Here is a 23,778-nt window from a genome sequence, read left to right as displayed (position 1 = left end):
AGGGCCGCTCAGGGAGGCGGGTGGCGAGGAGCGGCGCGACGCACGCCGTCGCGACCGCTGCTCGGGGACGCGGAAGGGCCCGGTCCGGACGTCCGGACCGGGCCCTCCCACGACCGCGTCAGGCGGCGAGGCGCTTCTTGACCTCCGCGAGGGACGGGTTCGTCGCGGCGGAGCCGTCCGGGAAGACGACGGTCGGCACGGTGCGGTTGCCGTCGTTGACGGACTCCACGAACTCGGCGGTGCCGGGCGTCTCCTCGATGTTGACCTCGGTGTAGCCGATGCCCGCGGAGTCGAGCTGCGTCTTGAGGCGGCGGCAGTACCCGCACCAGGTCGTCGAGTACATGACGATCGAGCCGGCGTCGGGAAGGGTCGGGGTGGTGCTCATCGAGGGCTCTCCTGCTGCGGTTCCGGGCGGCGCGTGCCGCGGGCGGTCGGGTCGTGACGGTAACACCGGGGGAGCGCGGGCTGTTCCCCGCCCGCGTGTCACCGGGGGCTGCGAGAATCGCGGGTGATGTCCACGCCACCGGTCTCACGCCCGCTCGCCCACCGCTCCGCCGACGAGATCCTCGACGCGCTCGACCCCGACCAGCGCGACGTCGCGGTCGCGCTGCGCGGGCCCGTGTGCGTGCTCGCCGGCGCGGGGACGGGCAAGACGCGCGCGATCACGCACCGCATCGCGTACGGGGTCCGCACGGGCGTGTACGTGCCGACGAGCGTGCTCGCCGTGACGTTCACGGCGCGCGCGGCGGGCGAGATGCGCACGCGGCTGCGCGAGCTCGGCGCGACGGGCGTCCAGGCGCGCACGTTCCACGCGGCCGCGCTGCGCCAGCTCGGCTACTTCTGGCCCAAGGTCGTCGGCGGGGCGCCGCCGCGCATCCTCGAGCACAAGGCGCCCGTCGTCGCGGAGTCGGCGCGGCGGCTCGGCGTCGGGGTGGACCGCGTCGCGGTGCGGGACCTGTCGTCCGAGATCGAGTGGGCCAAGGTCTCGCTCGTCACCGCCGACGACTACGTCCGGGCGTGCGAGGCGATCGACCGCGAGCCCCCCGCCGGCTACGACCACCAGACCGTCGCGCGCCTCCTCACGGCCTACGAGGACGTGAAGACCGAGCGGTCGGTCATCGACTTCGAGGACGTGCTCCTCATGCTCGGCGACATGCTCGCGACGCAGGGCACGGTGGCCGACGAGGTGCGGCGCCAGTACCGCCACTTCGTCGTCGACGAGTACCAGGACGTGTCGCCCCTGCAGCAGTTCGTGCTCGACCAGTGGCTCGGGGGGCGCGACGAGCTGTGCGTCGTCGGGGACCCGTCGCAGACGATCTACTCGTTCACCGGCGCGACGCCGCACCACCTCCTCACGTTCTCGCGCACGCACCCCAAGGCCCAGGTGATCCGCCTGGTGCGCGACTACCGCTCGACGCCGCAGGTGGTGAACCTCGCGAACCAGCTCCTCGCGCGCGCGGGCCGCGCGGGCGGCGCCCACCAGGCGCTCGAGCTCGTCGCCCAGCGGCCGGCCGGGCCGCCCGTCGCCTTCACCGCGTACGACGACGACGAGGCCGAGGCGAGCGGGATCGCGCAGCGCATCGGGCGGCTCCTCGCCGCGGGCACGCGCGCGAGCGAGATCGCCGTGCTCTACCGGACCAACGCGCAGTCCGAGGCCTTCGAGTCGGCGCTCGCCGACGCGGGCATCGGCTACCTGGTACGGGGAGGGGAGCGCTTCTTCCAGCGCAAGGAGGTGCGCGACGCGATCGTCCTCCTGCGCGGCGCGGCGCGCTCCGCCGACCCGGACGTCCCCATGCCCGAGACGGTGCGCGACGTCCTGGCCGCCGCGGGCTGGGCCCCGGCGCCGCCGGCGGCGCGGGGCGCGGCGCGCGAGCGCTGGGAGTCGACGCAGGCGCTCGTCGCGCTCGCCGACGACGTCGCGGGGCTCGCCGCCGCGTCCGACGCCCCGCCCCCGACCGTCGCGGCCTTCGTCGCCGAGCTCGACGAGCGCGCCGCCGCTCAGCACGCCCCGACGGTCGAGGGTGTCACCCTGGCGTCGCTGCACGCGGCCAAGGGGCTCGAGTGGGACGCCGTCTTCCTCGCGGGGATGAGCGAGGGGCTCATGCCGATCTCCCTCGCCGAGACGGACGAGGCGGTCGCGGAGGAGCGCCGGCTGCTCTACGTCGGCATCACGCGGGCGCGCGAGCACCTCGAGCTCTCGTTCGCGCGCTCGCGCAACCCGGGCGGCCGGGCGACGCGCCGCCGCACGCGCTTCCTCGACGGGCTCTGGCCCGACGAGCCCGGCGCGCGCGGGACGCGGCGTGCTCGCGCCGGGCAGGCGAAGGTCCGGCTCACGGGGGAGTACGACCAGGCGCTGTTCGAAGAGCTGCGCGAGTGGCGTCGCCAGGTCGCGCAGGAGACGGACAAGCCGGCGTTCACCGTGCTCGTGGACTCGGCGCTCGCCGCCATCGCCGAGACGCGCCCCACGAGCCCGGCCGGGCTGGCGCGCATCAACGGTCTGGGGCCCGCGAAGATCGAGCGGTACGGGGCCACGATCCTCGAGATCGTGCGCCGCGCGGAGCGCTGACGAGGCGCTCTGCCCGGCCCTCGACGAGGGCCGGGTGAACTCGTCGAAGAAATTCCCGTAAATAAGTTGTGCCTCCTGCGAAGGGCGGCATATGGTCGACGAGTCCTGTTGGGAAGGGGCGCGCCGAGAGGCGGGCGCCTGATGGAGAGAGGGGGTGGGAGAGCTGATGAACAACCAGATCGCCATGGCGAACCTGCTGGATCACGCGTCCGTGTACACGGGCACGCCAGGAGAGCTCCGTCCGCGTGCCATCGCGCACCGCGGCGGCACCTTCATCGCCCGCCCCGCTCCCGACTCCGCCCCCAGGACGAACCCGGTCTGACCGACCGGAACCTTCCAGGCCGCGGAGTCCCTCTAGGACCCGCGGCCTTCGTGTTCTCCGAGCACGTCCGCCGATGAGGATCACCGGCACCACCCGTCTCCACGAGACGGGGCCGCTGTCCTCAGGGTCCTGTGACGACGACGTTCACACCCACGACAGGACATCACTGGAGGACATCGTGCGGCTCACCGCGCTGCTCGACAACATCACCGCTCAGGGGGGATCCGGCCCCTGGGTCCCCCACCAACCGCTGGCCACGCCGCTCGGCGAGAACGACTCCGCGGAGTTCGACCGCCTGCTCGCGGGCCTGCTGCCCTGCCGCACCAACGACCCGGAGCTCTGGTTCGCCGAGCGCACCGCCGAGGTCGAGGAGGCCAAGGCCCTGTGCCGCACCTGCCCGCTCGTCGAGGGCTGCCTCGCCGGTGCGGTCGAGCGCCGCGAGCCCTGGGGCGTCTGGGGCGGCGAGGTCTTCGTGGACGGCGTCGTGGTCGCGCGCAAGCGCGGCCGCGGCCGTCCGAGCAAGGCCGAGGTGCTCGCCCGCGAGGCCGAGCGCCAGGCCCACGAGGCCGCACGGACCGAGGCGTCAGTCGGCGCCTCGACGGCGGCCTGACATGGGCAGCGGCGCCCCGTCCGGGGGCGTGCGCGCCAGCTCGCCGCACCCGCAGCGCGGGTGGCGGCTCGACCCGCGCAGCCGCGGCACGGCATCGGGAGCAGGAATCTCGATGCCGGCCGTGGCTGCGCGGGGCACCAGCCCGTCCAGGGCTGCCAGGACCTGACCGAGCGCGACGGCCGCCGCCGACGCCGCGAGGAGCGTCTCCTCGCCCCGGTGCACCGACGCCTCGCGCAGCTGTCGCGCGACCTGCGGCCAGCAGGGGTCCACGTCCGCGCGGTGCAGGTCCGCGCACGTCAGGCACGGGTCGAGCCCCGGTCGGACGAACGGCCCGACCACGACGTCGGCCTCGCGCACCACGACCGACAGGTGCGCGACCCCTGCACCCACCAACCTCCGCACCCGGACCGGGTCCGTGGCTCCGTGCTCGACCACGACGACGACGTCGGGCGCGGGTGCCCGTGCCTCCTCCGGCGTGTCCGGGGTCGAGGCCGTCACGACGCCCGGGGCGACCTCCTCGACGATCCGCCGCACTGCGCCCTCGCGCGGCGACCCGACGTCCCGCAGCCGGTACGCCCCGCCTCCGACGTCCGTGGCGAGCACGGTGCCCGGGTCGTCGAGCACGAGCACGCCCACCCCCGCGGTCGCGAGGTGGACGGCGAGCGCGGCACCCACCCGGCCGAGCCCGACGACCCCGACCGTCGCCCGGGCGCGCGCCGCGAGGACGCGGTGCCCCGCGCCGTCGGGCAGCAGGGCCGACAGCACCGCGAGATCCGCCGCGCCGTGACCCGGGGCGGGCGACGCCGGCCGGCGCCGACGCGCCGCCACGAGGAGGTGCGCCTCGTCGAGCAGGCGGACGAGCGCGGCGCGGCGCGTGCGCTGCGCCGGGGAGCCCGGGACGTCGGGTGCGTCGCCGCGCCGAGCGGGCCCGGCGAGCGCGCGCAGCCAGCGCTCGTCGTCGGCATCGAGCCCGGTGAGTCGCACCGACCACCGGGGGTCGGAGCCGACCTGCACCTCGCCGGGGCCGCGCCGCAGGAGCGGCGCCTCCGGTCGCAGCACACGTCGTCGCTGCACGGCTCCTCCGTCCGTCGTCGTCCGGGCGCCCGACCGGACGCCCGCCGTCAGCCTGGCACGGCCCCGAGGCGCGCCGACGGTTGTCCACAGGCTCCTCGCGATGGTCCCGCGGGGAGGATTTCTTTGCCGTCGCCACAGGTCTCCACGTCGTCCGCTCGACCGAACGTCGCGGGAGAGCGCGCCACTCCGGGCGCGCCCCTGCCATTTCGTGGCGAGAACCACTACGGTCTGAGGCGTGGTCCGGGAGACGATCGTGGAGGTTCGGCGCAGCCGCCGACGCAAGAGCACGGTGAGCGCCTACCGCGACGGCGAGCGCACGATCGTCGCGATCCCGGCGCGGTTCACGCGCGCGCAGGAGCGCGAGTGGGTCCAGCGCATGCTCGACCGCCTCGCCGACTCCGAGCGTCGGCGGCGGCCGTCGGACGCCGAGCTGGCGCGCCGCGCCGTCGAGCTGTCCGACAAGTACCTGGACGGCCGCGCCCGCCCCACGAGCGTGCGGTGGGCGGGCAACCAGGACCGCCGCTGGGGCTCGTGCACGCTCATCGACGGCACGATCCGCATCTCGACGCGCGTCCGGGGGATGCCGTCGTGGGTGCTGGACTACGTGCTCCTGCACGAGCTCGCGCACCTGCTCCACGCCGGCCACGGCCCGGGGTTCTGGAAGCTGCTCGAGGCCTACCCGCGCACGGAACGGGCGCGAGGGTTCCTGGAGGGTGTGTCGTTCTCGCGCGACGCGGACCTCGAGCCCGACGACGCGGACCTCGAGCCGGACGACGCGGACGTCGAGCCGGGGGACGGCGCCGCGGAAACCGCGGCACCGCCCGCGGGCGCCGAGGACTGACGTCCGGTCAGGTCAGCGCGGCGCGCCGCCCTGGCCGGTCGCGTCGCCCATCCCGCCGTCGTCCGTCGGTCCGGCTGCGTCCGAGTCGTCCGCGGGCGCGTCGTCCGCCGGGGCGTCGTCGTCCGAGCCGTCGGCCGTCGCCGGCCCCGGCTCGGTGGTGGGCGATCCCTCCGCGGCGCGGAAGATCTCCTCGAGCGCGCGGTCGACGTCGGCCTCCTCCGCGCGGGTCGCGGCGCGCCGGCCCTCGTAGCCGGACGGGTCGTCGAGGTCGGTCCCGTCGGGAAGCAGGTCGGGGTGGTCCCACACCGCGTCGCGCGCACCCGCGCCGGACTGCGCCGCGATGAGCGCCCACAGGGCGGCCGCGTCGCGCGAGCGCCGTGGGCGCAGCTCGAGGCCGACGAGCGTCGCGAACGTGTGCTCCGCGGGCCCGCCCGCCGCCCGACGACGGCGCAGCATCTCCCGCAGCGGGACGGCGTGGGGCAGGTGGGGGAGCGCCGCGACGGCGGTCACCTCGTCGACCCAGCCCTCGACGAGCGCGAGCGTCGTCTCGAGGCGCAGCAGGGTCGCCTGCTGCTCGGGCGTGTTCTGCAGGCCGAAGACACCGCCCGACAGCGCGCGCTGGAGCGCGTCGGTGTCCGCGAGGTCGACGTCCGCGAGCTGCGACTCGAGCGCGGAGAGGTCGATGGTGATGCCGCGCGCGTAGGCGTCGACGAGCCCGCGCAGGTGCCCGCGCAGCCACGACACGTGCGTGAACAGGCGCGCGTGGGCGGCCTCGCGCAGGGCGAGGAAGAGGCGGACCTCCTCGGCGGGGGCGTCGAGGCCCTCGGCGAACGCCGCGACGTTCGTCGGCAGGAGGACCGTCGCGGGCCGGTCGAGCAGCGGCAGCCCGACGTCGGTCGCGCCGAAGACCTCGCGCGAGAGCGTCCCGGCGGCCTGGCCCACCTGCATGCCGAACACCGCGGAGCCGAGGCGCCGCATGAGCGCGGCCGGGTCGCCCGCGGGCAGCCCGAGCGCACCGGCCGGCAGGCCTGGCAGGGTGAACCCGACGCCCGGCAGGGCGGAGGTGTCGTCCCCCATGCCCTCGGGGAGCTGGTCGCGCAGGACCGTGGCGAGCGCGTCCGCGACGGACGCGGCGACCGGGGCGACGAGCTCGTTCCACGCGGGGAGCGTGTGCTCGACCCACTCGGACCGGCTCCACGCCTGGCTCTTCCCACCCGACGGCGGCAGGTCGGTGACCGCGTCGAGCCAGAGCTCGGCGACGGACAGCGCCTCGGTGACCGCGCGCTGCTGCGCCGGCGAGATCGACGGGTCGCCCTCGGCGACGGCGACCTGGCGCGCGACGTCGTGCGAGACGTCGGTGTTGACCGGGCCGTCGCTCGGCGTCGAGAGCATGCGCTGCACCTGCGCGAGGACGTGCTGGAAGAGCTGCGGGTCGGCCGCGCCGCCCGCGGCGAGCGCCTGCGGGTCGAGCCCGCGGGCGCGCAGCTCGCGCAGCGCCTCGTCGGCGTCGGGCCCGAGCATCGAGCGGAGCAGCTCCTCGAACCGCGGGTCGAAGGGCGTGTCGTCGTCCGGTCCGGGCGTGCGGTCGGGGGGAAGGCTGCTCATGGCGACTCCTCACGGTAGCGTCGGTGATCACCGTAACCACGATCGAGCGCCGAGAACGGGGGCTGGGCCATGTCCGAGGGCCGGGTTCGCTCACGGCGCAGCGAGGCGCTCCCCGCGGCGGGCGAGCCCCCGGCCGGTCCGGGGGAGGACCCCACGGCGAGCGCGGTGACCGCCCCGGCGGACGAGGTCGCCGACCCGGAACCGGTGGTGGTCGTCGGCGTCGGGCAGGTCGCGGACGCGGTGCGCGCGGGCCTGGGCGCCGCCGAGGCGTCGCCCGTGGACGCGCTCGTCTGGCCCGCCGGGGCGCGACGGCTCGTCGTGGTCGCGCCCGCGGGGGAGTTCGGGACGCCGCGCGCACGGACGGACGCCGAGCAGCGCGCGCGCCTCGCGCTCCTGGGCCGTCGTGCGGGGGAGGCGGCGGTCGCGGCCGGGATCGAGCACGTCGTCGCCGTGTCGTCGGCCGCGGTGCACGGCGCGTCGCCCGAGCGGGGCGTGATCGACGACGACGACCCCGTGGCCGCCGACGACGGGCCCGGCTTCGCGGGCGACCTCGTCGCGTTCGAGGACGCGCTGCGCGACGCGCTCGACGGGGTGCCGCTCGCGCTCGTGCGGCCGGCGGTCGTCGTCGGGCCGGGCGTGGACACCGTGCTCACGCGGCACTTCGAGGCCCCGCGCCTGCTCACGGTGCGCGGCGGCGGCCGCACGTGGCAGCTCGTGCACGTCGACGACGTGGTGGGCGCGGTGCGCGTCGCGCTGGACCAGGGTCTCGTCGGCGGACTGACGGCCGGGCCGGTGCGCGACGGCGAGCCCGACGCGCTCGACTCGGAGACGGTGGCCGCGGCGGCCGGGATGCGCACGGTGCAGCTCCCGCCCGCGACGGCGTTCGGGACGGCCGAGCGGCTGCACCGGGTCGGTGCGCTGCCGTCACCGGCGAACGACCTCGCGTTCGTCGTGCACCCGTGGTCGGTCTCGGGGCGGCGGCTGCACGACGCCGGGTGGCGGCCGGAGTGGTCGGGCGCCGCGGCGCTCGGGGTGCTCCTCGCCGAGGTGCGCGGCCGCACGGGCGTCGGCGGTCGCCGGTTCGGTGGTCGGGACGCCGCGGCGCTCGGCGCGGCCGGGGCGGCCGTCGCGGTCCTGGGCACGGCCGCCGTCTGGCGGCAGGCCCGCTCGCGCCGCCCGTAGGGGCGGCTCCCGGGCGGTGTCCCCGCCGTCGGCAGGGAGATCCCAGCAACCTCGGGGATGATGTCCCGGTGAGCGACGCCCCCTCCTTCGACGCCCTCCTCACCGAGGACGAGCACGACCCGCCGCCCGTGACCCGGCGGTCGCTGACGTTCGGCATCTCCCTGCTCGCGACGACGCTGCTCGTCGCGGGCCTCGCGATCCTGCCCGCGCCGTACGCGGTGCGGTCGCCGGGCCCGACGGAGGACACGCTCGGCCAGCAGGACGGCACGCCCCTCATCTCGATCACGGGCGCCGAGACGTACGACTCGACGGGCGAGCTGCTCCTGACGACCGTGTCCGTCGCCGGCGGCCCGGGCTACCCGGTGAACCTCGGCCAGGTGGTGCAGGGCTGGTTCGACCGGTCGCGCAGCGTGCGCCCGGTCGAGGAGGTCTTCCCGACGGGCCGCACCAAGGAGGAGACCGAGCAGCAGGGCCAGGCCGAGATGATCAGCTCGCAGGAGAACGCGACGGTCGCCGCCCTCACCGAGCTGGGGTACGACGTGCCCGCGACGCTCACGGTCGAGGGGACGGTGCCGGACAGCGGGTCCGACGGCGTCGTCGAGCCGGGCGACGTCATCGTCGCGCTCGACGGCGCGCCCGTGCGGACGTACCAGGACCTCATCGACGGGCTGGCCGCGGTCGACCCGGGCGACGACGTGACGCTGCGCGTGCAGCGCGACGGCGCGGAGACGGACCTCACGGTCGCGACGACCGACGGCGGCGACACCGCGCTGCTCGGTGTGTTCATCGACCCCGCGTTCGACTTCCCCGTCGACGTCGAGATCCAGATCGAGGACATCGGCGGCCCGAGCGCGGGCACGATGTTCGCGCTCGGGATCGTCGACCAGCTCACGCCCGAGGACGAGGCGAACGGCGTCGTCATCGCGGGCACGGGCACCATGAGCGTCGAGGGCGACGTGGGGCCGATCGGCGGCATCCAGCAGAAGCTCTACGGCGCGCTGCGCGACGGCGCGACGTGGTTCCTCGCCCCGCAGGCCAACTGCCCCGAGGTCGTGGGGAACGTGCCCGACGGCCTGCACGTGGCGGCGGTCTCCACGCTCGCCGACGCGCGCGCGGCGATGGAGGCCATCGGCGCGGGCGAGGGCGACTCGCTGCCCACGTGCGAGGCGCGCGGCTGACGACGCCGCGCGCCGTCAGTCCTCGAGCGTCGCGCGCAGCGCCTCGACCAGCCCCGGCACGAGGTCCGGTCCGCCCGCGACGTCCGTCGCCGAGTCGTGGGCGCGCGAGCGGACGGCGCACCACGTGGTGCCGTCGCGCAGCACGCCGACGGCGAGGCGCACGTCCTGCCGGTCAGGGTGGTTCGTGAGGTAGTCGAGCGCGGCGTCCGGGTCGTCGGGGACGCCCTCCTCGGCGGCCGGCGGCAGCACGATCCGCTCGACGACGAGCGCGGCGCCGTCGACCGTCGCCGGCCACGCGACGCGGGCGAGCCCGTCCTCGAGGTCGCCGTCCACGGCGAAGCCCTCCTGCTCGATCGACAGCAGGTGGTGCGGGTCCGCCTCGGCCGCGGCCACGACGTCGGGCGGGAGCCGGTCGGCGAGCGTCGGGTCGGCGCCGAGGGCGCCCGCGGTCCCGACGAGCGCGAACAGCCGGGGCGGGACGTCCCAGCCCGCGTCGGCCGCGTGCGACTCGATCTCGTGCACCGCGAGCGCGAGGGCGTGCTGCGGGGTGGGGCCGCCGGGCGCGACCGGGTCGGGACCGGCGTCGGGTCCGGGCGCGGGGGTGGTGGCGTCGGGACCGGGGGCGGCGTCGTCAGGCTGGGGCATGACCCCATCGTCCCTCATCGGCGCCGCCCCGCGCCGCCGCGGGCCGGTTGCCGGCCGTCCCCCACGAGGCGCCGGACCGTGGGAACCTTGGGGGAGGACCGGGCGTTGACCCCGGTGCACGCCCGAGCCACGACCGAAGAGGTATACCCACCGTGTCATTCGCCGCAGCGCCCCGCCGGCCGTCCTCCGGGGGGCGGCCCGCCCGGCGCCGGAGCCCGATCGGGATCGCGATCGCCGTCGTCGGCGCCCTCGTCGTCCTCCTGCTCCTGCTCGCCCAGTTCTGGACCGAGGTGCTGTGGTTCCAGCAGCTCGACTTCGCGAACGTCCTGTGGACCCAGTGGGGCGCGCGCATCGCCCTTTTCGTCGCGGGCTTCCTGGTCATGGGCGGCCTCGTCTTCCTGTCGTTCTCGCTCGCGTACCGGTCGCGGCCCATCTACGCGCCGTCCACCCCCGAGCAGGCGACCCTCGACCAGTACCGCGAGGCGATCGAGCCGCTGCGCAAGGTCGTCATGGTCGTGGCCCCGGCGCTCGTCGGCTTCTTCGCCGGCGCGGCGGCGTCCTCGCAGTGGCAGACGGTCCTCCTGGCGCTCAACTCCGTCCCGTTCGGCACGACGGACCCGCAGTGGGGCATCGACCTGTCCTTCTACGTCTTCACGCTGCCCGCCCTCCGGTTCGTCGTGAGCTTCCTCATGGCGGTCGTCATCATCGCGGGCATCGCCGCGGTCGCGACGCACTACCTCTACGGCGGCCTGCGGATCGGCGGCGGCTCCGACGCGGGCCCGCGCACGACGACGGCCGCGCGCGTCCAGCTCTCGGTGATCGCGGCGCTGCTGCTCGTCCTCATCGGCGCGAACTACTGGCTCGACCGGTACTCGATCCTCACGTCGGGCGGCGCGAAGTTCGACGGCGCGTCGTACGCGGACGTGCACGCGGTGATCCCGTCCAAGGCGATCCTCACGGTCGTCGCGCTCTTCGTCGCGGCCCTGTTCGTGGTGACCGCGGTGCGCGGCAACTGGCGCCTGCCGGCCATCGGCGTGGGCCTCATGGTGGTCTCGGCCATCGCGATCGGCGGGATCTACCCGGCCGTCGTCCAGCGCTTCCAGGTCACGCCGAACGCGCAGGACTTCGAGGAGGAGTACATCCAGCGCAACATCGACGCGACGAAGGCCGCCTACGGCATCGACAACGTCGAGACCGAGCAGTACAACGCCAAGACCGAGGCCGAGGCCGGCGCGCTGCGCGAGGACGCGGACACGACGGCGTCGATCCGCCTCCTGGACCCGGAGATCGTCAGCCCGTCGTTCAGCCAGCTCCAGCAGAACAAGCAGTACTACCAGTTCTCGAGCTCGCTGTCGGTGGACCGCTACACGATCGACGACGAGAGCCGCGACACCGTCATCGCGGTGCGCGAGCTCAACCAGGACGGGCTCGGCGCCGACCAGCGCAACTGGGTCAACGACCACACGGTCTACACGCACGGTTTCGGCGTCGTGGCGGCGTACGGCAACCAGATCGGCCCCGACGGCCGGCCCGCGTTCTACGAGGGCTCGATCCCGTCGACGGGTGCGTTCACGGACGCGGGCGGCTACGAGCCGCGCATCTACTTCTCGCCCGAGGCGCCCGAGTACTCGATCGTCGGTGCACCCGAGGACCGTGAGCCGTGGGAGCTCGACTACCCGGTGGACGACGCGGGCGGACAGGTCAACAACACCTTCCCCACCGACGAGGTCGCGGCCGGTCCCAGCGTCGGGTCGTTCGTGAACAAGGTGCTCTACGCCCTGAAGTTCGGTTCCGAGCAGATCCTGTTCTCGGACCGCGTGACGAACGAGTCGCAGATCCTCTACGACCGCAGCCCGCGCGACCGCGTCGCGAAGGTGGCGCCGTTCCTCACGCTCGACGGCCGCGTGTACCCGGCGGTCGTCGACGGCCGCGTGAAGTGGATCGTGGACGGCTACACCACGTCGAACGCCTACCCGTACTCCACGTCGGAGTCGCTCGAGGACTCGACGCGTGACTCGCTCGTCGCGGCCAACTCGGTCGAGGCGCTCGCGCCGCAGCAGGTGAACTACATCCGCAACTCGGTCAAGGCGACCGTCGACGCGTACGACGGCTCCGTCGACCTCTACGCGTGGGACACGGAGGACCCGGTCCTCCAGGCGTGGACGCAGGTCTTCCCGAACGCCGTGCAGCCGCTGTCCGAGATCTCGGGCGACCTCATGAGCCACCTGCGCTACCCCGAGGACCTGTTCAAGGTGCAGCGCACGCTCCTCGCGAGCTACCACGTGGACGACGCGAACGAGTTCTTCTCGGGCCAGGACTTCTGGCGCAGCCCGGAGGACCCGACGGCGAGCGGGGACAACAAGCCGCTCCAGCCGCCGTACTACCTCACGCTGCAGATGCCGAGCCAGGAGGCGCCGACCTTCTCGCTCATGTCGACGTACATCCCGGGGGGTGGCTCGGACCGCAACATCCTCACCGGCTTCCTCGCGGTCGACGCGGAACCGGGCAGCGAGGCGGGCGTGCGGTCGGAGGACTACGGCACGCTGCGGCTCCTCGAGCTGCCGCGCAACGCGACGGTGCCCGGACCGGGTCAGGTGCAGAACAACTTCAACACCGACCCGACGGCGGCCGACGGCCTGCTGGCACTGCGCCGCGGTGACTCGACGGTCATCAACGGTAACCTGCTGACGCTGCCGGTCGGTGGTGGCCTGCTCTACGTCCAGCCGGTGTACGTGCAGTCGACCGAGGGCACGCGGTTCCCGCTGCTGCGCAAGGTGCTCGTCTCCTTCGGTGACGAGATCGGCTTCGCCGACACGCTCGACGAGGCGTTGGACCAGGTGTTCGGCGGCGACTCGGGCGCGAACGCCGGTGACGCGGACGGCGGCGTCGAGACCGAGGTCCCGGACCAGCCGGCCGACGGCGAGTCGCCGGACGCGGGCACGACCGACCCGGGCACGACCGACCCCGGCACCGAGCCCCCGGCGACCGAGGAGCCGGCCCCGCCGGCCGACGGCGGCACGGTCGACGGCGGCGCGCGCGCCGAGCTCGACCAGGCGCTGCGCCAGGCGCAGCAGGCCATCGAGGACGGCCAGGCGGCGCTCGCCGAGGGCGACTTCGCGGCCTACGGCGAGGCGCAGGACCGCCTGCAGCAGGCGCTCGAGTCGGCCCTCGCGGCCGAGCAGGCGCTCGACACCGAGTCGTCGGCGGGCTGACGCACCGGTCGCGCGAGCGACGCAGCGCCACGGACGGGCGGGGACACCAGCGGGTGTCCCCGCCCGTCCGTCGTCTGCGGCCGTTCGGGACGGAGTTGTCATTTCCCGCCCCGGGCGGGAGGATCGCTCCTCGTGACTTCTGCAACGGTTTGCAGCAACGCTTTCAGCGCGGCGGGCGACGACACCACGACCGTGCCGGCGGTGCGGCTGCACCACACGTCCGGCGCCGAGCTCGTGGTCGCGCTGCGTGGCGCCGCCGTCCTCGCGTGGCGCGCCCCCTGGCGCGGCGCCGACGGCATCGAGCGCGTCGAGGACCTCGTCGACGGGTACGCCGACGAGGCGGAGGTCGCCGCGCACGACGCCGCGCGGTCGGCGCTCATGGCGCCGTTCGTCAACCGCCTCGCGGGCGGCGAGTACGTGTTCGACGGCGTCCGGCACCACGTGCCCCCGGTGCTCCCCTGGGAGCCGCTCACCATGCACGGGTTCGCGCGCACGCTCGACTGGGCGGTCGTCGAGGATGCGGGGGAGGGCGGGGTCGCTGCGCGCGACGCGGCGGCCGTCGACGGGGCGGAGCGCGAGTCCGTGACGCTCCGGACGGTCGTCCACGCCGCCGCGCACGCCGGCTACCCGTTCGCGCTCGTGCTGGAGGTCCGGTACGTCCTGGGCGCCGGATCCCTCGACGTCACGCTGCGCGCCCGCAACGTCGGGACGACCGCGGCCCCCGTCTCGCTCGGCTGGCACCCCTATCTCCGGGTCCCCGGGCACGGCACGGTCGACGCGCTGGAGCTCACGGTGCCGGCCCGCCGCGCCGTCGTGACTGACGCGGGGATGCTCCCGCTCGCGGGGGAGGCCGCGTTCGGGGCGATCGACGGCGTCGGCCCGCTGCCGCTCGCGGGCGTGCGCCTCGACCACGCGTTCGCCGACCTCCGGGCCGACGCCGACGGCCGCGCGCGCACGGTCGTGCGCGACCCCGCCACCGGGCAGGGGCTCGCCGTCTGGCAGGAGCGCGGCCTCGTGCACGTCTACACGGGCGACGGCCTGGCACGGCGCGGCCGCGCGGCGATCGCGGTCGAGCCGGTGGAGACGCTGACCGACGCGTTCAACCGGCCGGACTGCGCCGCCGACGTGCGGCTCGAGCCGGGGGGCGTCCGCGAGTTCGCCTTCGGGGTCGAGGTCCTGACGTGACCCACGTCTCGTCCACCCGATTTGGCCTGGTCCGGAACCTCACGTAGAGTAGTGATCACCGACGCGGGGTGGAGCAGCTCGGTAGCTCGCTGGGCTCATAACCCAGAGGTCGCAGGTTCAAATCCTGCCCCCGCTACTCCTGAGAGGCCCTCGGTCAGCAGAAATGCTGACCGAGGGCCTCTCGCTTTGTCCCGTGCGCGGGCGGTGTCCTCGTGCTGTGACGGGCCCCATCCGGCCGAGGCGCGGGCGGGGGAAGCCACGGCCCATGGCCCGGCGTTATCGTCAGTGGCCGGCGCCCACCACTCCCGCGGGCGCCCGACACCCGGAAGGTCACCATGCGCCGTCTGCGTCCCCGTCCCGCCGTCCTGACCGCCGTCACGGCGGTCGCCGCGCTCACGCTGGCGGCCTGTTCGTCGGGTGCCGACGACGGCGGCGACGCCGCGAGCCCGAGCGCGAGCGCGTCGGGTGACGCGCAGTGCGAGCCCGGTGCGCTCCCGACGCTCACCGACGGCGTGCTGACCGTCGGTGCGGGCGAGCCGTACTCCCCGTGGTACGTGGGGGAGCAGGACTCGGGCGAGGGCTTCGAGTCGGCCCTGATCTACGCCGTCGCGGACCGCCTGGGCTACGCCGCCGACGACGTCGTGTGGGAGACGGTGACGTTCGAGCAGATCATCAGCCCGGCCGTGAAGCCGTTCGACGTGGCCGCGTACCAGACGTCGATCACGGACGAGCGCAAGCAGGCCGTCGACTTCTCGAGCCCGTACCTCACGACGCGCCAGGGCGTCATCGTCATGGAGGACGGCCCGTACGCGGGCGCGACGACGCTGGCCGAGCTCGACGGCGCGCGCATCGGGGTCACCGCCGCCCAGACGAGCCTCACGCTCGCCGAGGCCGCGTGGGGCGAGGACGCCGACATCTCGCCGTACAGCGCCGCGGGCGACGGCATGCAGGCGCTGCAGTCCGGCACGATCGACGCGATGGTCATGGACGTCGACCAGGGCGTCGCCGCCTCGACCGAGTACTTCCCGGACTCCGTCGTCATCGGCACCCTGCCCGACGAGGGCGTCGTTGAGCAGTACGGCCTCGTGCTGGACCTCGGCTCGGAGCTCACGGACTGCGTGTCGCAGGCCGTCGACGACCTGGAGGCGGACGGCACGCTCGCCGAGCTGCGCACGACGTGGCTCAAGTCGGACGACATCCCCGTCCTCCAGTGACCCGGCCATGACCGTGCCCGACGACGCGCGCCCGCCCGGAGGCGTCGGGTCGCCCGACGCCGTCCCGGCCGCCGCGTGGTCGCCGTCGCCGCTCGCGCTCGACCGGGCGGCGTTCCGGCGCGCGCAGCGGCGGCGGTCGCTCCTCGTCGCGCTCGTGAGCACGGTGCTCGTCGTTGCGGCGGTCGTGCTCGTCGTCGTCAACGCGCCGGGCTGGGAGCGGGCGCGGACCGCGTTCTTCGACCCGGCGATGGCGTGGGAGTCGCTGCCCGCGATCCTCGAGGGGCTGTGGCTCAACCTGCGCGTGTGGGTCGTCGCGGGCGTCGTCGGCACGGTGCTCGGGCTCGGTCTCGCGGTCGCGCGCACGAGCCGCATCCCGGCGCTGTTCCCGCTCCGGGCGTTCGCGACGGTGTACGTCGACCTGTTCCGCGGCGTGCCGCTCCTGCTCGTGCTGCTGCTCGTCGGGTTCGGGCTGCCGGCGCTGCGGCTGGAGTGGCTGCCGACGTCGGGCGCGTTCCTCGGCGCGCTCGCGATCGTCCTCACGTACACCGCGTACCTCGCGGAGGTGTTCCGCGCGGGCATCGAGTCGGTGCACCCGTCGCAGGTCGCGGCGGCGCGCTCGCTCGGGCTCACGCGCGCGCAGACGACGCGGCGCGTCGTGCTGCCGCAGGCGGTGCGCAACGTCACCGCGCCGCTCGCGAACAACCTCGTCTCGCTGCAGAAGGACTCGGGCCTCATCTCCGTCCTCGGTGCCGTCGACGCGATCCGCGCCGCGCAGATCGCGACGACGGGCAGCTACAACTTCACGCCCTACGTCGTCGCGGGGATCATGTTCTTCCTCGTGTCGTTCCCGCTGACGCGCGCGGTCGACGCGTACCAGGCGCGTCGCGGCTGGGGCCGGTCGCTCGCGACGGTGAGCGGGGCGGGGGACATCCGATGAGCGCGTCCGCGACGTCCGGCGCGATCCCCCAGGACGCGCGTCACCTGCTGTCCCTGCGCGGCGTGCGCAAGACGTACCCGGCCGCGGGCGCCCCGGGCGGGCGGCGGGTCGTGCTCGACGGCATCGACCTCGACGTCGACGCGCACCGGTGCGTCGTGCTCGTCGGGTCGTCCGGCTCGGGCAAGTCGACGCTGCTGCGCGTCGTCAACCTGCTCGACGAGGTCGACGACGGCCAGATCCTGCTCGACGGCGAGGACGTCGCCGACCCGCGCCTCGACGCGAACCGCGTGCGGGCGCGCATGGGCATGGTCTTCCAGGCGTACAACCTCTTCCCGCACCTCACGGTGCTCGACAACGTGACCCTCGCACCCCGGCTCGTGCACCGGCGCTCGCGCGACGACGCCGAGGCGGCGGCGGTCGGGATGCTGGGCCGCGTCGGGCTCGGGCACAAGGTGACGTCCTATCCCGACCAGCTCTCGGGCGGCGAGCAGCAGCGCGCGGCGATCGCGCGCGCCCTCGTCAACGGTCCCGAGCTGCTCCTGCTCGACGAGGTGACGTCCGCGCTCGACCCCGAGCTCGTGGGCGAGGTGCTCGACCTGCTCGCCGAGCTGCGCGCGGAGGGCCGCACGATGCTCGTCGCGACGCACGAGATGGGGTTCGCGCGCCGCGTCGCCGACGAGGTGTGCTTCCTGCACGAGGGCCGCGTCCACGAGCGCGGCACGCCCGAGCAGGTGCTCGGCGACCCGCAGCGCGAGCGGACCCGCGCGTTCCTGCGCCGTCTGCACGCCTGAACCCGCCCCCTCGGGACCGCGCCGAGCACCGCCCGACCCGGCCCGAACCCCGGTCAGCCGCGCAGCACGAGCACGACCGTCGCAGCGACCGACGCGCAGGCGACGAGGACGTACGGCCACGTCCACGTGCGCTGCCCGGCGACGCGCAGCCCCACGGCCACCGCGAGCGCGGCCAGGGCGAGCACGGGACCGTCGACGAGCGGGGCCAGGTCGACCGAGACGCGCAGGGTCTCCAGGAGCTGTGGCGGCAGGGGGACGAACGGCTGGCTCTGGCGGGCCGCGCCGTCGGGCACGAGCCACAGCGTGCGCAGCACCGCCAGGACGGCGAGGACGCGCGGCAGGGCGCGCAGGAGCGCGCCTCCGACCCGAGAACGGTCCCAGGACGACGACGCGGCAGGTCGGACGGGACGTGCGGACCGTGCGGCGGACGCCGGGGCCGCCTCCTGGCGCGGCGCCGGCGTGGCCGCGGACGTGCCGACGGCGCGCGGGGCAGGGGCGCTCGCGACCGCCGCACCGGTGATCCGCGGCCGGACGGACTCCGGACGCACGGCGGGCGACGACGGCGTCGGGCCGAGGTGCCGGACGGGGCTCCGGCGCGGCGGGACCGACGGCGGGACCGGCCGGCCGACCTGCGTGGCGACGAGGTCGGGGGAGTCCATGACGCGGGTCCGTCCGACGGCGGGCGGGACCGGCTCCGGCCGGGGCCGCCCCGACGGACCACGACCCAGCGTGGAGACGCGCTGCACAGGCACCGGCCAGGGACGCGGGTCCGGGGAGCCGGACGCCGGCACCGGGACGGGGCCGTCCGTCCGCGCCCGCGCGGCCCGGGCCACGGGCTCGGCGCCGGAGCCCGGCACGGCGAGCATCGGGTGCGTCGGGCGACGGTACGCGCGCCATCCGCGGAGGGTGTCGGGGTGGCCCGCGGGCGGTGCCGCGGCCTGCCACCGCATCGCCTGCCAGAGCCAGTCCTTGAGCTCCGCCGGGGTCCGGCCGTCGGCCACGTGCGCGCCGATGCTCGCGACGTGGTCCGCGATGACCTCGGCGGCCGCGCCGTCGAACCCGTCGCCGTGCACCTCGGCCAGCACGCTCATCAGCGTCGCGTCGTAGACCAGGGCGTGCCACGGCTCCCGGACGCGGGCCGCGTCGGCCGCCCTGCCGACCGGCGTGACCTCCTCCGCCCGTTCGGCCCGGACGGGTGCGCCGGTGGCGGCGGCCAGCCCGGCGACGGGGCCCAGCGCGCGCTCGGCCGCGGTGGCGCCGTCGGCCACGATCCGTGACGTGAGGAGCAGGGTGTCGTCGGGGGCCTCCCCGGCGAGCCGGGCGCGCAGCACCCCGACGACGCTCTCGAGCGCGGGCCGGTGGTTCGGCTGGTAGCGGGTCGTCGACAGGATCAGGTCCTGCAGGTGGGGGTCGATCTCGGGCAGCTCGGCCGGGGACGGGGCCGGCTCCGTCCCGGCCGGCACCCCGACCAGGTCGTCCGGGACCTCCCGCACGAGGTCGTCGGCCTCGAGGTCGCGGCCGAGGAAGTTGAGGTCCGCCGGCACGACCCCCGTGGTGGCGAAGATCAGGAGCAGGCCGAGCGCGTACACGTCCGAGCGAGGGTGCACGCGACGGGCGAACAGCTCCGGCGCCATGTACGCGAGCGTCCCGACTGGCTGGGTGGACGTCGCCGTGTCGAACAGCTTGGCGATGCCGAGGTCGATGAGGACTGCCCGGTCGCCGTCGACCATGATGTTGGCGGGCTTCAGGTCGCGGTGCACGCAGTGCTGCTCCTGCAGCACGAGCAGGGCCTCCGCGACGTGCGACGCCAGCCGCAGCGCCTGCCGTCCGTCCAGCGGGCCCGACGCGCGGACCTGCTCGCGCAGCGTGGTGCCGGGGACCAGCTCCATGGCGAACCACGGCTGGTCGTCGTCCAGGCCCGAGCGCACGAACGCGGGGAAGCCGCGCCCGCCCACGGCCTCCAGCAGCCTCGCCTCCTGCGCGAAGCGCTCGCGGGAACCCTCCTGGAGACCCGTGAGCACCTTCACGGCGACCTCCGCGCCGTCGGCGTCCGTCGCGCGGTAGACGTGCGCGAACCCGCCGTGCCCGAGCACGTCGGCGAGGGTGAACGGGCCCTTGCGGTCACCGCTCGCGGGCACCTGGCGGACGGGCCGGCGGGGCAGCGGCGCGGGGCCCGGCCCGGCGTCCGGATCGGCGGCAGGTCGGACGGAGACGTCGGTCGCCACCGCGAGGGCGGGCTGCTCGGGGCCGGGCATGGGCGCAACGTTACAAGCGCGCCGCTCCGGGACGGAGCAGACAACTCCGACGGCCCGGGCCGCGAGCGGCGCGTCGACCTGGGAGGCTGGACGTCATGGTCAACCGTCTCGCCGCCGCCGTGAGCCCGTACCTGCGCCAGCACGCCGGCAACCCGGTCGACTGGTACCCGTGGGGCGCCGAGGCGTTCGCGGAGGCGCGCCGCCGGGACGTGCCGGTCATGGTCTCGGTCGGGTACGCCACGTGCCACTGGTGCCACGTCATGGCGCGCGAGAGCTTCTCCGACCCGGACATCGGTGCGCTGCTCGCGCGCGGGTTCGTCGCGGTGAAGGTCGACCGCGAGGAGCACCCCGACGTCGACGCGAGCCTCCTCGCCGCGGCGAGCGCGTTCACCCCGGACCTGGGGTGGCCGCTCACGGTGTTCACCACGCCCGACGGCGCCCCGTTCTACGCGGGCACGTACTGGCCGCCCGTCCCCGTGGCCGGACGCCCCGCGTTCCGGGACGTGCTCGACGCCGTCGCGCAGGCCTGGGAGCAGCGGCGCGACCAGGCGGTCGAGACGGGGGACGCGATCCGCGCGGCGCTGCGCGACGCGGCGGCGGGCCGCCGGACGGGCGTGCCGCGCGCGGCGGCGACGGCGGTCGACGGCTCGGGGGCGTCGGGCGGCGCGGACGCCGGGCCGGTCGCCGACCCGGCCGAGCACGCCCGCCGGGTCGTCGAGCGGCTGGAGGCGGCGGAGGATCGCGTGCACGGCGGCTTCGGGGGCGCCCCCAAGTTCCCCGTCGCCCCGACGCTCGAGCTCCTGCTCGACGTCGCGGCGTCGTCCGTCGTCGACCCGGAGGTCGCGCGGCGCGCGCTCGTCCTGGCGGGACGCACGGTCGACGCGATGGCGGCGAGCCCGCTGCGCGACGTCGACGGCGGCTTCTTCCGGTACGCGACCCGGCCGGACTGGTCGGAGCCGCACTACGAGCGGATGCTCTACGACAACGCGCAGCTGCTCTCGGCCGCGACGACGCTCGCCGTGCTGCGCCGGACCGGGCCCGTGGACGGACCGCTGCGCACGCCCGCCGAGGCGCCCGGCACGCCCGACGCGGGCGAGGACACCGCCGAGGTGGCGGGTGACGTCGGGCGCTTCCTCCTGCGCGTGCTGCGCCTGGCCGACGGCGCGTTCGCGAGCGCGCAGGACTCGGAGTCCGTCGTGGACGGCGAGCGCGTCGAGGGCGGGTACTACCTGCTCCCGCCGGGCGAGCGCGCGCACCACGAGCCGCCGCCGCTGGACACGAAGGTGCTCACCGGGTGGAACGGGCTCGCGATCGAGGCGCTCGCCCGCGCCGGGCACCACCTGGCGCTGCCCGACCTCACCGACGCCGCGCGGGCGGCCGCCGACCGGCTGCTCGCGACCCACGTCCGGGCCGACGGGTCGCTCGTGCGCGCGTCGGAGGGCGGGGTCGCCTCGGACGCCGTCGCGACGCTGGAGGACCACGGCGCGCTCGCGACGGCGCTCCTCGTGCTCGGGGGCCTGACCGGGGAGGCGCGGTACGTGCGCGAGGGTCTGCGCCTCGTCGACGCGACGGTCGGCCCGGGCGGCGACCTCACGCCCCCGCAGGGCACGGACCCGGTGCTCACCGACCTCGGGCTGGCGGCCGGGGCGGCGGCCGACCCGTCGGAGGGCGCGGTGCCCTCGGGCACGACGGCGGCCGCCCGGGCCGCGCTGCTCGCCCACCTCGCGACGGGCGAGCCGCGGTACCGGGACGCGGCGCTCGCGCACGCCGCCGCGTCCGCTGCGGCGAGCGAGCACCCGCTCGGCGCGGCGGGGGTGCTGCGCGTCGCCGTCGGGCTCGCGGAGCCGCCCCACCAGCTCGTGGTCGTCGCCGACGCCGACCGGCACGCGGGGTTCCTCGCCGCCGCGCGCGACTGGTACCACCCGGGTGCGCTGCTGCTCGCCGCGACGCCCGACGACGCCGCGACCCTCGCCGCCGACGGCGTCGCCCTGCTCGCCGACCGCGGGCCGGGCGCCTACCTCTGCGCGGACTTCGTGTGCCGGCTCCCGGTGCACGACCCCGCGGCGCTGCGGGACCAGCTCGGCGCCCGGACACCCTGAGACCGGGGGTGCAGCGCACTCCCGGCGGTCGCATGATGGAAGGACGGTGCGGCACGAGGAGGAGCCATGAGGGCATCGGTCGGGGACAGGATCGTGACCGCCTCGGGCGTCGTCGGCGGGGCGGTGCGCGACGGGGTCGTGGTCGAGCTGCGGCACGAGGACGGCTCGCCGCCGTACCTCGTCGAGTGGGCCGACACGGGCGAGCGGACGCTCGTCTACCCGGGGTCGGACAGCTACGTCGAGCACGTCCCGGGAGCGGAGACGGGCGACGGCACGGACACCACGAAGGTGTGGCGCGTGCAGGTGAGCGTCGTCGAGTCGGAGGGCCGGACGACGGCGGAGGCGGTCCTCGTCGCGGAGACGCCGGAGCACGTGCGGACCGTCGGGCGGGCGCGGCGCGACCCGCACGACCGCGACGTCCCGCTCATCGGCGACGAGATCGCCGTCGGGCGGGCGCTGCGCCGGCTCGCGGACCGGCTGCTGGACGACGCCGAGTCGGACATCGCGTCGTCGACGGGCGCCCCGGCGCACGTGCACCAGTGACGCGGCCGGGCGAGGGCGCGGCACCCGGTGCCGCGGACGCCACCGTGCGGGCGCTCGTGCACGGGCGCGTGCAGGGCGTCGGCTTCCGCTGGGCGACGCGCGAGCGGCTCGCCAGGCTCGGCCTCGACGGCACCGCGACCAACCGGCCCGACGGCACCGTCGAGGTCGTCGCGTCCGGGGCGCCGGACGCCGTCGACCGCCTCGTCGCCTGGCTGCGCGACGGCCCCACGCCGGGCGACGTCACGCACGTCGACGTCGAGCGGGCGCACGCCTCCTGAGGACGCGCCCCGGCGCTCCCGGGGTCCCCGGCGCGACCGGCGGCGGGCTCAGCCGTCCGCGCGTGCCAGCACGGACTCCCAGTGCCAGGGCTCGGGCACGCGCCCGTCGGGCTCGGCGAAGTCGGGGTGCGTCCAGCCGTAGGTCTCGGCGTGCTGCTTGAGCCACTCGTACTGCGGGGTGCCGAACGCCTGGACGCCGCCGCCCAGGTCGACGGCGAACCCCAGCCCGTGGTTCGAGCACCCGGGCGGCGCCGCGATGGGCGACGACGGGTCGTACAGGCCCTGCTGCTCCTCGAAGGTCCGGTAGGAGGAGTTGATCGTCAGGTGCACGCCGAACCGCTCGACGTACGCGGCGTCGAGGGCGACGAGCCCGTCCAGCACGTCCGCGCGCACCCGGTCGCCGGGCGACCACGGGATCGGCGCGAGAGCGGCGTCGGGCACGCGGCCGCTGTCGGGGTCCCACACCTGGTCCGGCGCCGGGCACGAGACGGCGTCCTGCGCGACCGACGTCTCCTCCGTCGACGTGCTCACGACCCCGAGGCCCGCGCCCAGGTCGAGCACCGCCTGCTCGAGCCTCGCGAGGTCGTCGCCCGCGAGCCCCGCGTCGGCGGCGGCGTCGGCCGCGGCCGCGGTGTCCAGCGCGTCGCGCAGCCGGGCGCGGACCGCCTCGTCGGCGCCGAGCCCCTCCGTCGCGGCGTAGATCTTCTCGCCCAGCGCGCTGGCGGTCGCCAGGCTCGCGCGCGCCGCGGTCACCTCGCTCCGCGCGTGGTCGAGCATCGAGGCGTGCACGGCGTCCGAGGCCGACACGAGCGACCGGTCCGTCGCGTCCGTGCCCGTGGTCATCCGGTCGAGGAACGGCGCCGCGAGCAGGGCGCGGGCGTCGTCCACCTCGGTCGTCAGCGCGGTCCGCACCGCCGGGTCCGCGACCTTCCCGTCCGACGCCGCGAGCAGGTCCTCGGCGGTCGCGGCCCGGTCGGCCAGCGCGTCGTACTCGGTGTCCCGGTACCAGGCGAACGCGCCGCCGCCCCCGCCCAGCACGAGCACGAGCGCCACGACGGCCGCGATCCACGCAGCCCGGTGCCGACGCTGAACGCGCGCGTGCCGACGCTCCCGGCCGCCCGGCGGGTGGTCCGCGGGGCCGGTGGGCGGGGCGGTGCTCGTGGCGGTCACACCGCCAGAACCTACGGCACGACGGCGACCCTCCCGGACGGATCCGGGGGTACGCACGGACACGCTCACGG

The 23,778-nt window shown here is 75.7% G+C and carries 20 protein-coding genes and 1 tRNA gene; 15 read left to right on the top strand and 6 right to left on the bottom strand.

The annotated features are described in order from the left end of the window. Positions 1-118: 118 nt before the first annotated feature. Positions 119-385 carry a mycoredoxin gene (locus E1O70_RS09595; protein ID WP_061266915.1) on the bottom strand — a complete coding sequence of 89 codons (267 nt, stop codon included), beginning with the start codon at positions 383-385 and terminating at the stop codon, positions 119-121. Positions 386-511: 126 nt separating this feature from the next. Here E1O70_RS09595 and E1O70_RS09590 point away from each other — a divergent pair, with 126 nt between their 5' ends. From E1O70_RS09590 to E1O70_RS09585, 3 genes are all read left to right on the top strand, one after another. Beyond that, positions 512-2,566, top strand: a complete 2,055-nt coding sequence (locus tag E1O70_RS09590; protein WP_061266916.1) for an ATP-dependent helicase — start codon at positions 512-514, stop codon at positions 2,564-2,566. Between the two features lie 166 nt (positions 2,567-2,732). Continuing rightward, positions 2,733-2,888 carry a hypothetical protein gene (locus E1O70_RS19885; RefSeq protein WP_157464294.1) on the top strand — a complete coding sequence of 52 codons (156 nt, stop codon included), beginning with the start codon at positions 2,733-2,735 and terminating at the stop codon, positions 2,886-2,888. Positions 2,889-3,066: 178 nt separating this feature from the next. Next, on the top strand, positions 3,067-3,498 hold the full coding sequence (locus E1O70_RS09585; RefSeq protein ID WP_082774246.1) for a WhiB family transcriptional regulator: 432 nt from the start codon (positions 3,067-3,069) through the stop codon (positions 3,496-3,498). On the opposite strand, the gene E1O70_RS09580 is transcribed toward E1O70_RS09585, so the two are convergent. Next, complete coding sequence (locus E1O70_RS09580; protein ID WP_128957542.1) at positions 3,472-4,572, bottom strand: ThiF family adenylyltransferase; 1,101 nt, start codon at positions 4,570-4,572, stop codon at positions 3,472-3,474. The two genes, E1O70_RS09585 and E1O70_RS09580, sit on opposite strands and share 27 nt — an antisense overlap. Before the next feature lie 235 nt (positions 4,573-4,807). Between E1O70_RS09580 and E1O70_RS09575 the strand changes: the two genes are divergently transcribed. Further along, a complete protein-coding gene (locus E1O70_RS09575; protein WP_061266917.1) occupies positions 4,808-5,413 on the top strand; it encodes a YgjP-like metallopeptidase domain-containing protein in 606 nt (201 codons plus the stop codon). Positions 5,414-5,425: 12 nt separating this feature from the next. Here E1O70_RS09575 and E1O70_RS09570 read toward each other — a convergent pair whose 3' ends face one another. Further along, positions 5,426-7,018 (bottom strand): zinc-dependent metalloprotease, encoded by a 1,593-nt coding sequence (locus E1O70_RS09570; protein ID WP_061266918.1) that lies wholly within the window; start codon positions 7,016-7,018, stop codon positions 5,426-5,428. Positions 7,019-7,087: 69 nt separating this feature from the next. Between E1O70_RS09570 and E1O70_RS09565 the strand changes: the two genes are divergently transcribed. Together E1O70_RS09565 and E1O70_RS09560 are read left to right on the top strand one after the other, a co-directional pair. Next, positions 7,088-8,200, top strand: a complete 1,113-nt coding sequence (locus tag E1O70_RS09565; RefSeq protein ID WP_128957541.1) for an NAD-dependent epimerase/dehydratase family protein — start codon at positions 7,088-7,090, stop codon at positions 8,198-8,200. 68 nt (positions 8,201-8,268) lie between these two features. Next, entirely contained in the window at positions 8,269-9,378 is a 1,110-nt protein-coding gene (locus E1O70_RS09560) for a YlbL family protein (RefSeq protein ID WP_061266919.1), read from the top strand. 15 nt (positions 9,379-9,393) lie between these two features. Here the strand turns inward: E1O70_RS09560 and E1O70_RS09555 are convergent, their stop codons facing one another. Then, positions 9,394-10,023 carry a PPA1309 family protein gene (locus E1O70_RS09555; RefSeq protein WP_232322606.1) on the bottom strand — a complete coding sequence of 210 codons (630 nt, stop codon included), beginning with the start codon at positions 10,021-10,023 and terminating at the stop codon, positions 9,394-9,396. Positions 10,024-10,175: 152 nt separating this feature from the next. Between E1O70_RS09555 and E1O70_RS09550 the strand changes: the two genes are divergently transcribed. From E1O70_RS09550 to E1O70_RS09525, 6 genes are all read left to right on the top strand, one after another. Continuing rightward, positions 10,176-13,235 carry a UPF0182 family membrane protein gene (locus tag E1O70_RS09550; RefSeq protein ID WP_061266920.1) on the top strand — a complete coding sequence of 1,020 codons (3,060 nt, stop codon included), beginning with the start codon at positions 10,176-10,178 and terminating at the stop codon, positions 13,233-13,235. A gap of 132 nt (positions 13,236-13,367) precedes the next feature. Further along, positions 13,368-14,420: an aldose 1-epimerase gene (locus E1O70_RS09545; protein WP_082774247.1), complete on the top strand. Its 1,053-nt coding sequence runs from the start codon at positions 13,368-13,370 to the stop codon at positions 14,418-14,420. A 62-nt stretch (positions 14,421-14,482) separates the two neighbouring features. After that, a tRNA-Met gene (locus tag E1O70_RS09540) sits at positions 14,483-14,556 on the top strand. A 199-nt stretch (positions 14,557-14,755) separates the two neighbouring features. Continuing rightward, complete coding sequence (locus E1O70_RS09535) at positions 14,756-15,634, top strand: ABC transporter substrate-binding protein (protein WP_043657951.1); 879 nt, start codon at positions 14,756-14,758, stop codon at positions 15,632-15,634. Positions 15,635-15,641: 7 nt separating this feature from the next. Next, the gene (locus E1O70_RS09530; protein ID WP_061266922.1) at positions 15,642-16,571 is read left to right on the top strand and encodes an amino acid ABC transporter permease; all 930 of its coding nucleotides are present in this window, start codon (positions 15,642-15,644) and stop codon (positions 16,569-16,571) included. Continuing rightward, positions 16,568-17,362: an amino acid ABC transporter ATP-binding protein gene (locus E1O70_RS09525; protein ID WP_051028429.1), complete on the top strand. Its 795-nt coding sequence runs from the start codon at positions 16,568-16,570 to the stop codon at positions 17,360-17,362. The genes E1O70_RS09530 and E1O70_RS09525 overlap by 4 nt, the downstream gene beginning before the upstream one ends. Before the next feature lie 53 nt (positions 17,363-17,415). Here the strand turns inward: E1O70_RS09525 and E1O70_RS09520 are convergent, their stop codons facing one another. Next, positions 17,416-19,617, bottom strand: coding sequence for a serine/threonine-protein kinase (locus E1O70_RS09520; RefSeq protein ID WP_061266923.1), 2,202 nt, complete (start codon positions 19,615-19,617; stop codon positions 17,416-17,418). A gap of 95 nt (positions 19,618-19,712) precedes the next feature. Here E1O70_RS09520 and E1O70_RS09515 point away from each other — a divergent pair, with 95 nt between their 5' ends. From E1O70_RS09515 to E1O70_RS09505, 3 genes are all read left to right on the top strand, one after another. After that, complete coding sequence (locus E1O70_RS09515; RefSeq protein WP_061266924.1) at positions 19,713-21,716, top strand: thioredoxin domain-containing protein; 2,004 nt, start codon at positions 19,713-19,715, stop codon at positions 21,714-21,716. Positions 21,717-21,782: 66 nt separating this feature from the next. Beyond that, the gene (locus E1O70_RS09510) at positions 21,783-22,259 is read left to right on the top strand and encodes a dsRBD fold-containing protein (RefSeq protein WP_061266925.1); all 477 of its coding nucleotides are present in this window, start codon (positions 21,783-21,785) and stop codon (positions 22,257-22,259) included. After that, positions 22,256-22,537: an acylphosphatase gene (locus E1O70_RS09505; RefSeq protein ID WP_061266926.1), complete on the top strand. Its 282-nt coding sequence runs from the start codon at positions 22,256-22,258 to the stop codon at positions 22,535-22,537. The genes E1O70_RS09510 and E1O70_RS09505 overlap by 4 nt, the downstream gene beginning before the upstream one ends. Positions 22,538-22,585: 48 nt before the next feature. Here the strand turns inward: E1O70_RS09505 and E1O70_RS09500 are convergent, their stop codons facing one another. Beyond that, positions 22,586-23,707: a M15 family metallopeptidase gene (locus tag E1O70_RS09500; protein WP_061266927.1), complete on the bottom strand. Its 1,122-nt coding sequence runs from the start codon at positions 23,705-23,707 to the stop codon at positions 22,586-22,588. Positions 23,708-23,778: the final 71 nt, after the last annotated feature.

The organism is Cellulosimicrobium funkei (genome assembly GCF_004519295.1).
Taxonomy (GTDB): domain Bacteria; phylum Actinomycetota; class Actinomycetes; order Actinomycetales; family Cellulomonadaceae; genus Cellulosimicrobium; species Cellulosimicrobium funkei.
The sequence above is the reverse complement of the archived record's forward strand: the minus strand, read 5'-3'. Positions and strand labels throughout refer to the sequence as shown.

Coding starts and splice junctions, on each gene's coding strand:
- E1O70_RS19885 (WP_157464294.1), top strand. CDS start 2,733: ATGAACAACCAGATCGCCATGGCGAACCTGCTGGATCACGCGTCCGTG.
- E1O70_RS09565 (WP_128957541.1), top strand. CDS start 7,088: ATGTCCGAGGGCCGGGTTCGCTCACGGCGCAGCGAGGCGCTCCCCGCG.
- E1O70_RS09520 (WP_061266923.1), bottom strand. CDS start 19,617: ATGCCCGGCCCCGAGCAGCCCGCCCTCGCGGTGGCGACCGACGTCTCC.
- E1O70_RS09570 (WP_061266918.1), bottom strand. CDS start 7,018: ATGAGCAGCCTTCCCCCCGACCGCACGCCCGGACCGGACGACGACACG.
- E1O70_RS09555 (WP_232322606.1), bottom strand. CDS start 10,023: ATGCCCCAGCCTGACGACGCCGCCCCCGGTCCCGACGCCACCACCCCC.
- E1O70_RS09510 (WP_061266925.1), top strand. CDS start 21,783: ATGAGGGCATCGGTCGGGGACAGGATCGTGACCGCCTCGGGCGTCGTC.
- E1O70_RS09590 (WP_061266916.1), top strand. CDS start 512: ATGTCCACGCCACCGGTCTCACGCCCGCTCGCCCACCGCTCCGCCGAC.
- E1O70_RS09530 (WP_061266922.1), top strand. CDS start 15,642: ATGACCGTGCCCGACGACGCGCGCCCGCCCGGAGGCGTCGGGTCGCCC.
- E1O70_RS09525 (WP_051028429.1), top strand. CDS start 16,568: ATGAGCGCGTCCGCGACGTCCGGCGCGATCCCCCAGGACGCGCGTCAC.
- E1O70_RS09595 (WP_061266915.1), bottom strand. CDS start 385: ATGAGCACCACCCCGACCCTTCCCGACGCCGGCTCGATCGTCATGTAC.
- E1O70_RS09535 (WP_043657951.1), top strand. CDS start 14,756: ATGCGCCGTCTGCGTCCCCGTCCCGCCGTCCTGACCGCCGTCACGGCG.
- E1O70_RS09515 (WP_061266924.1), top strand. CDS start 19,713: ATGGTCAACCGTCTCGCCGCCGCCGTGAGCCCGTACCTGCGCCAGCAC.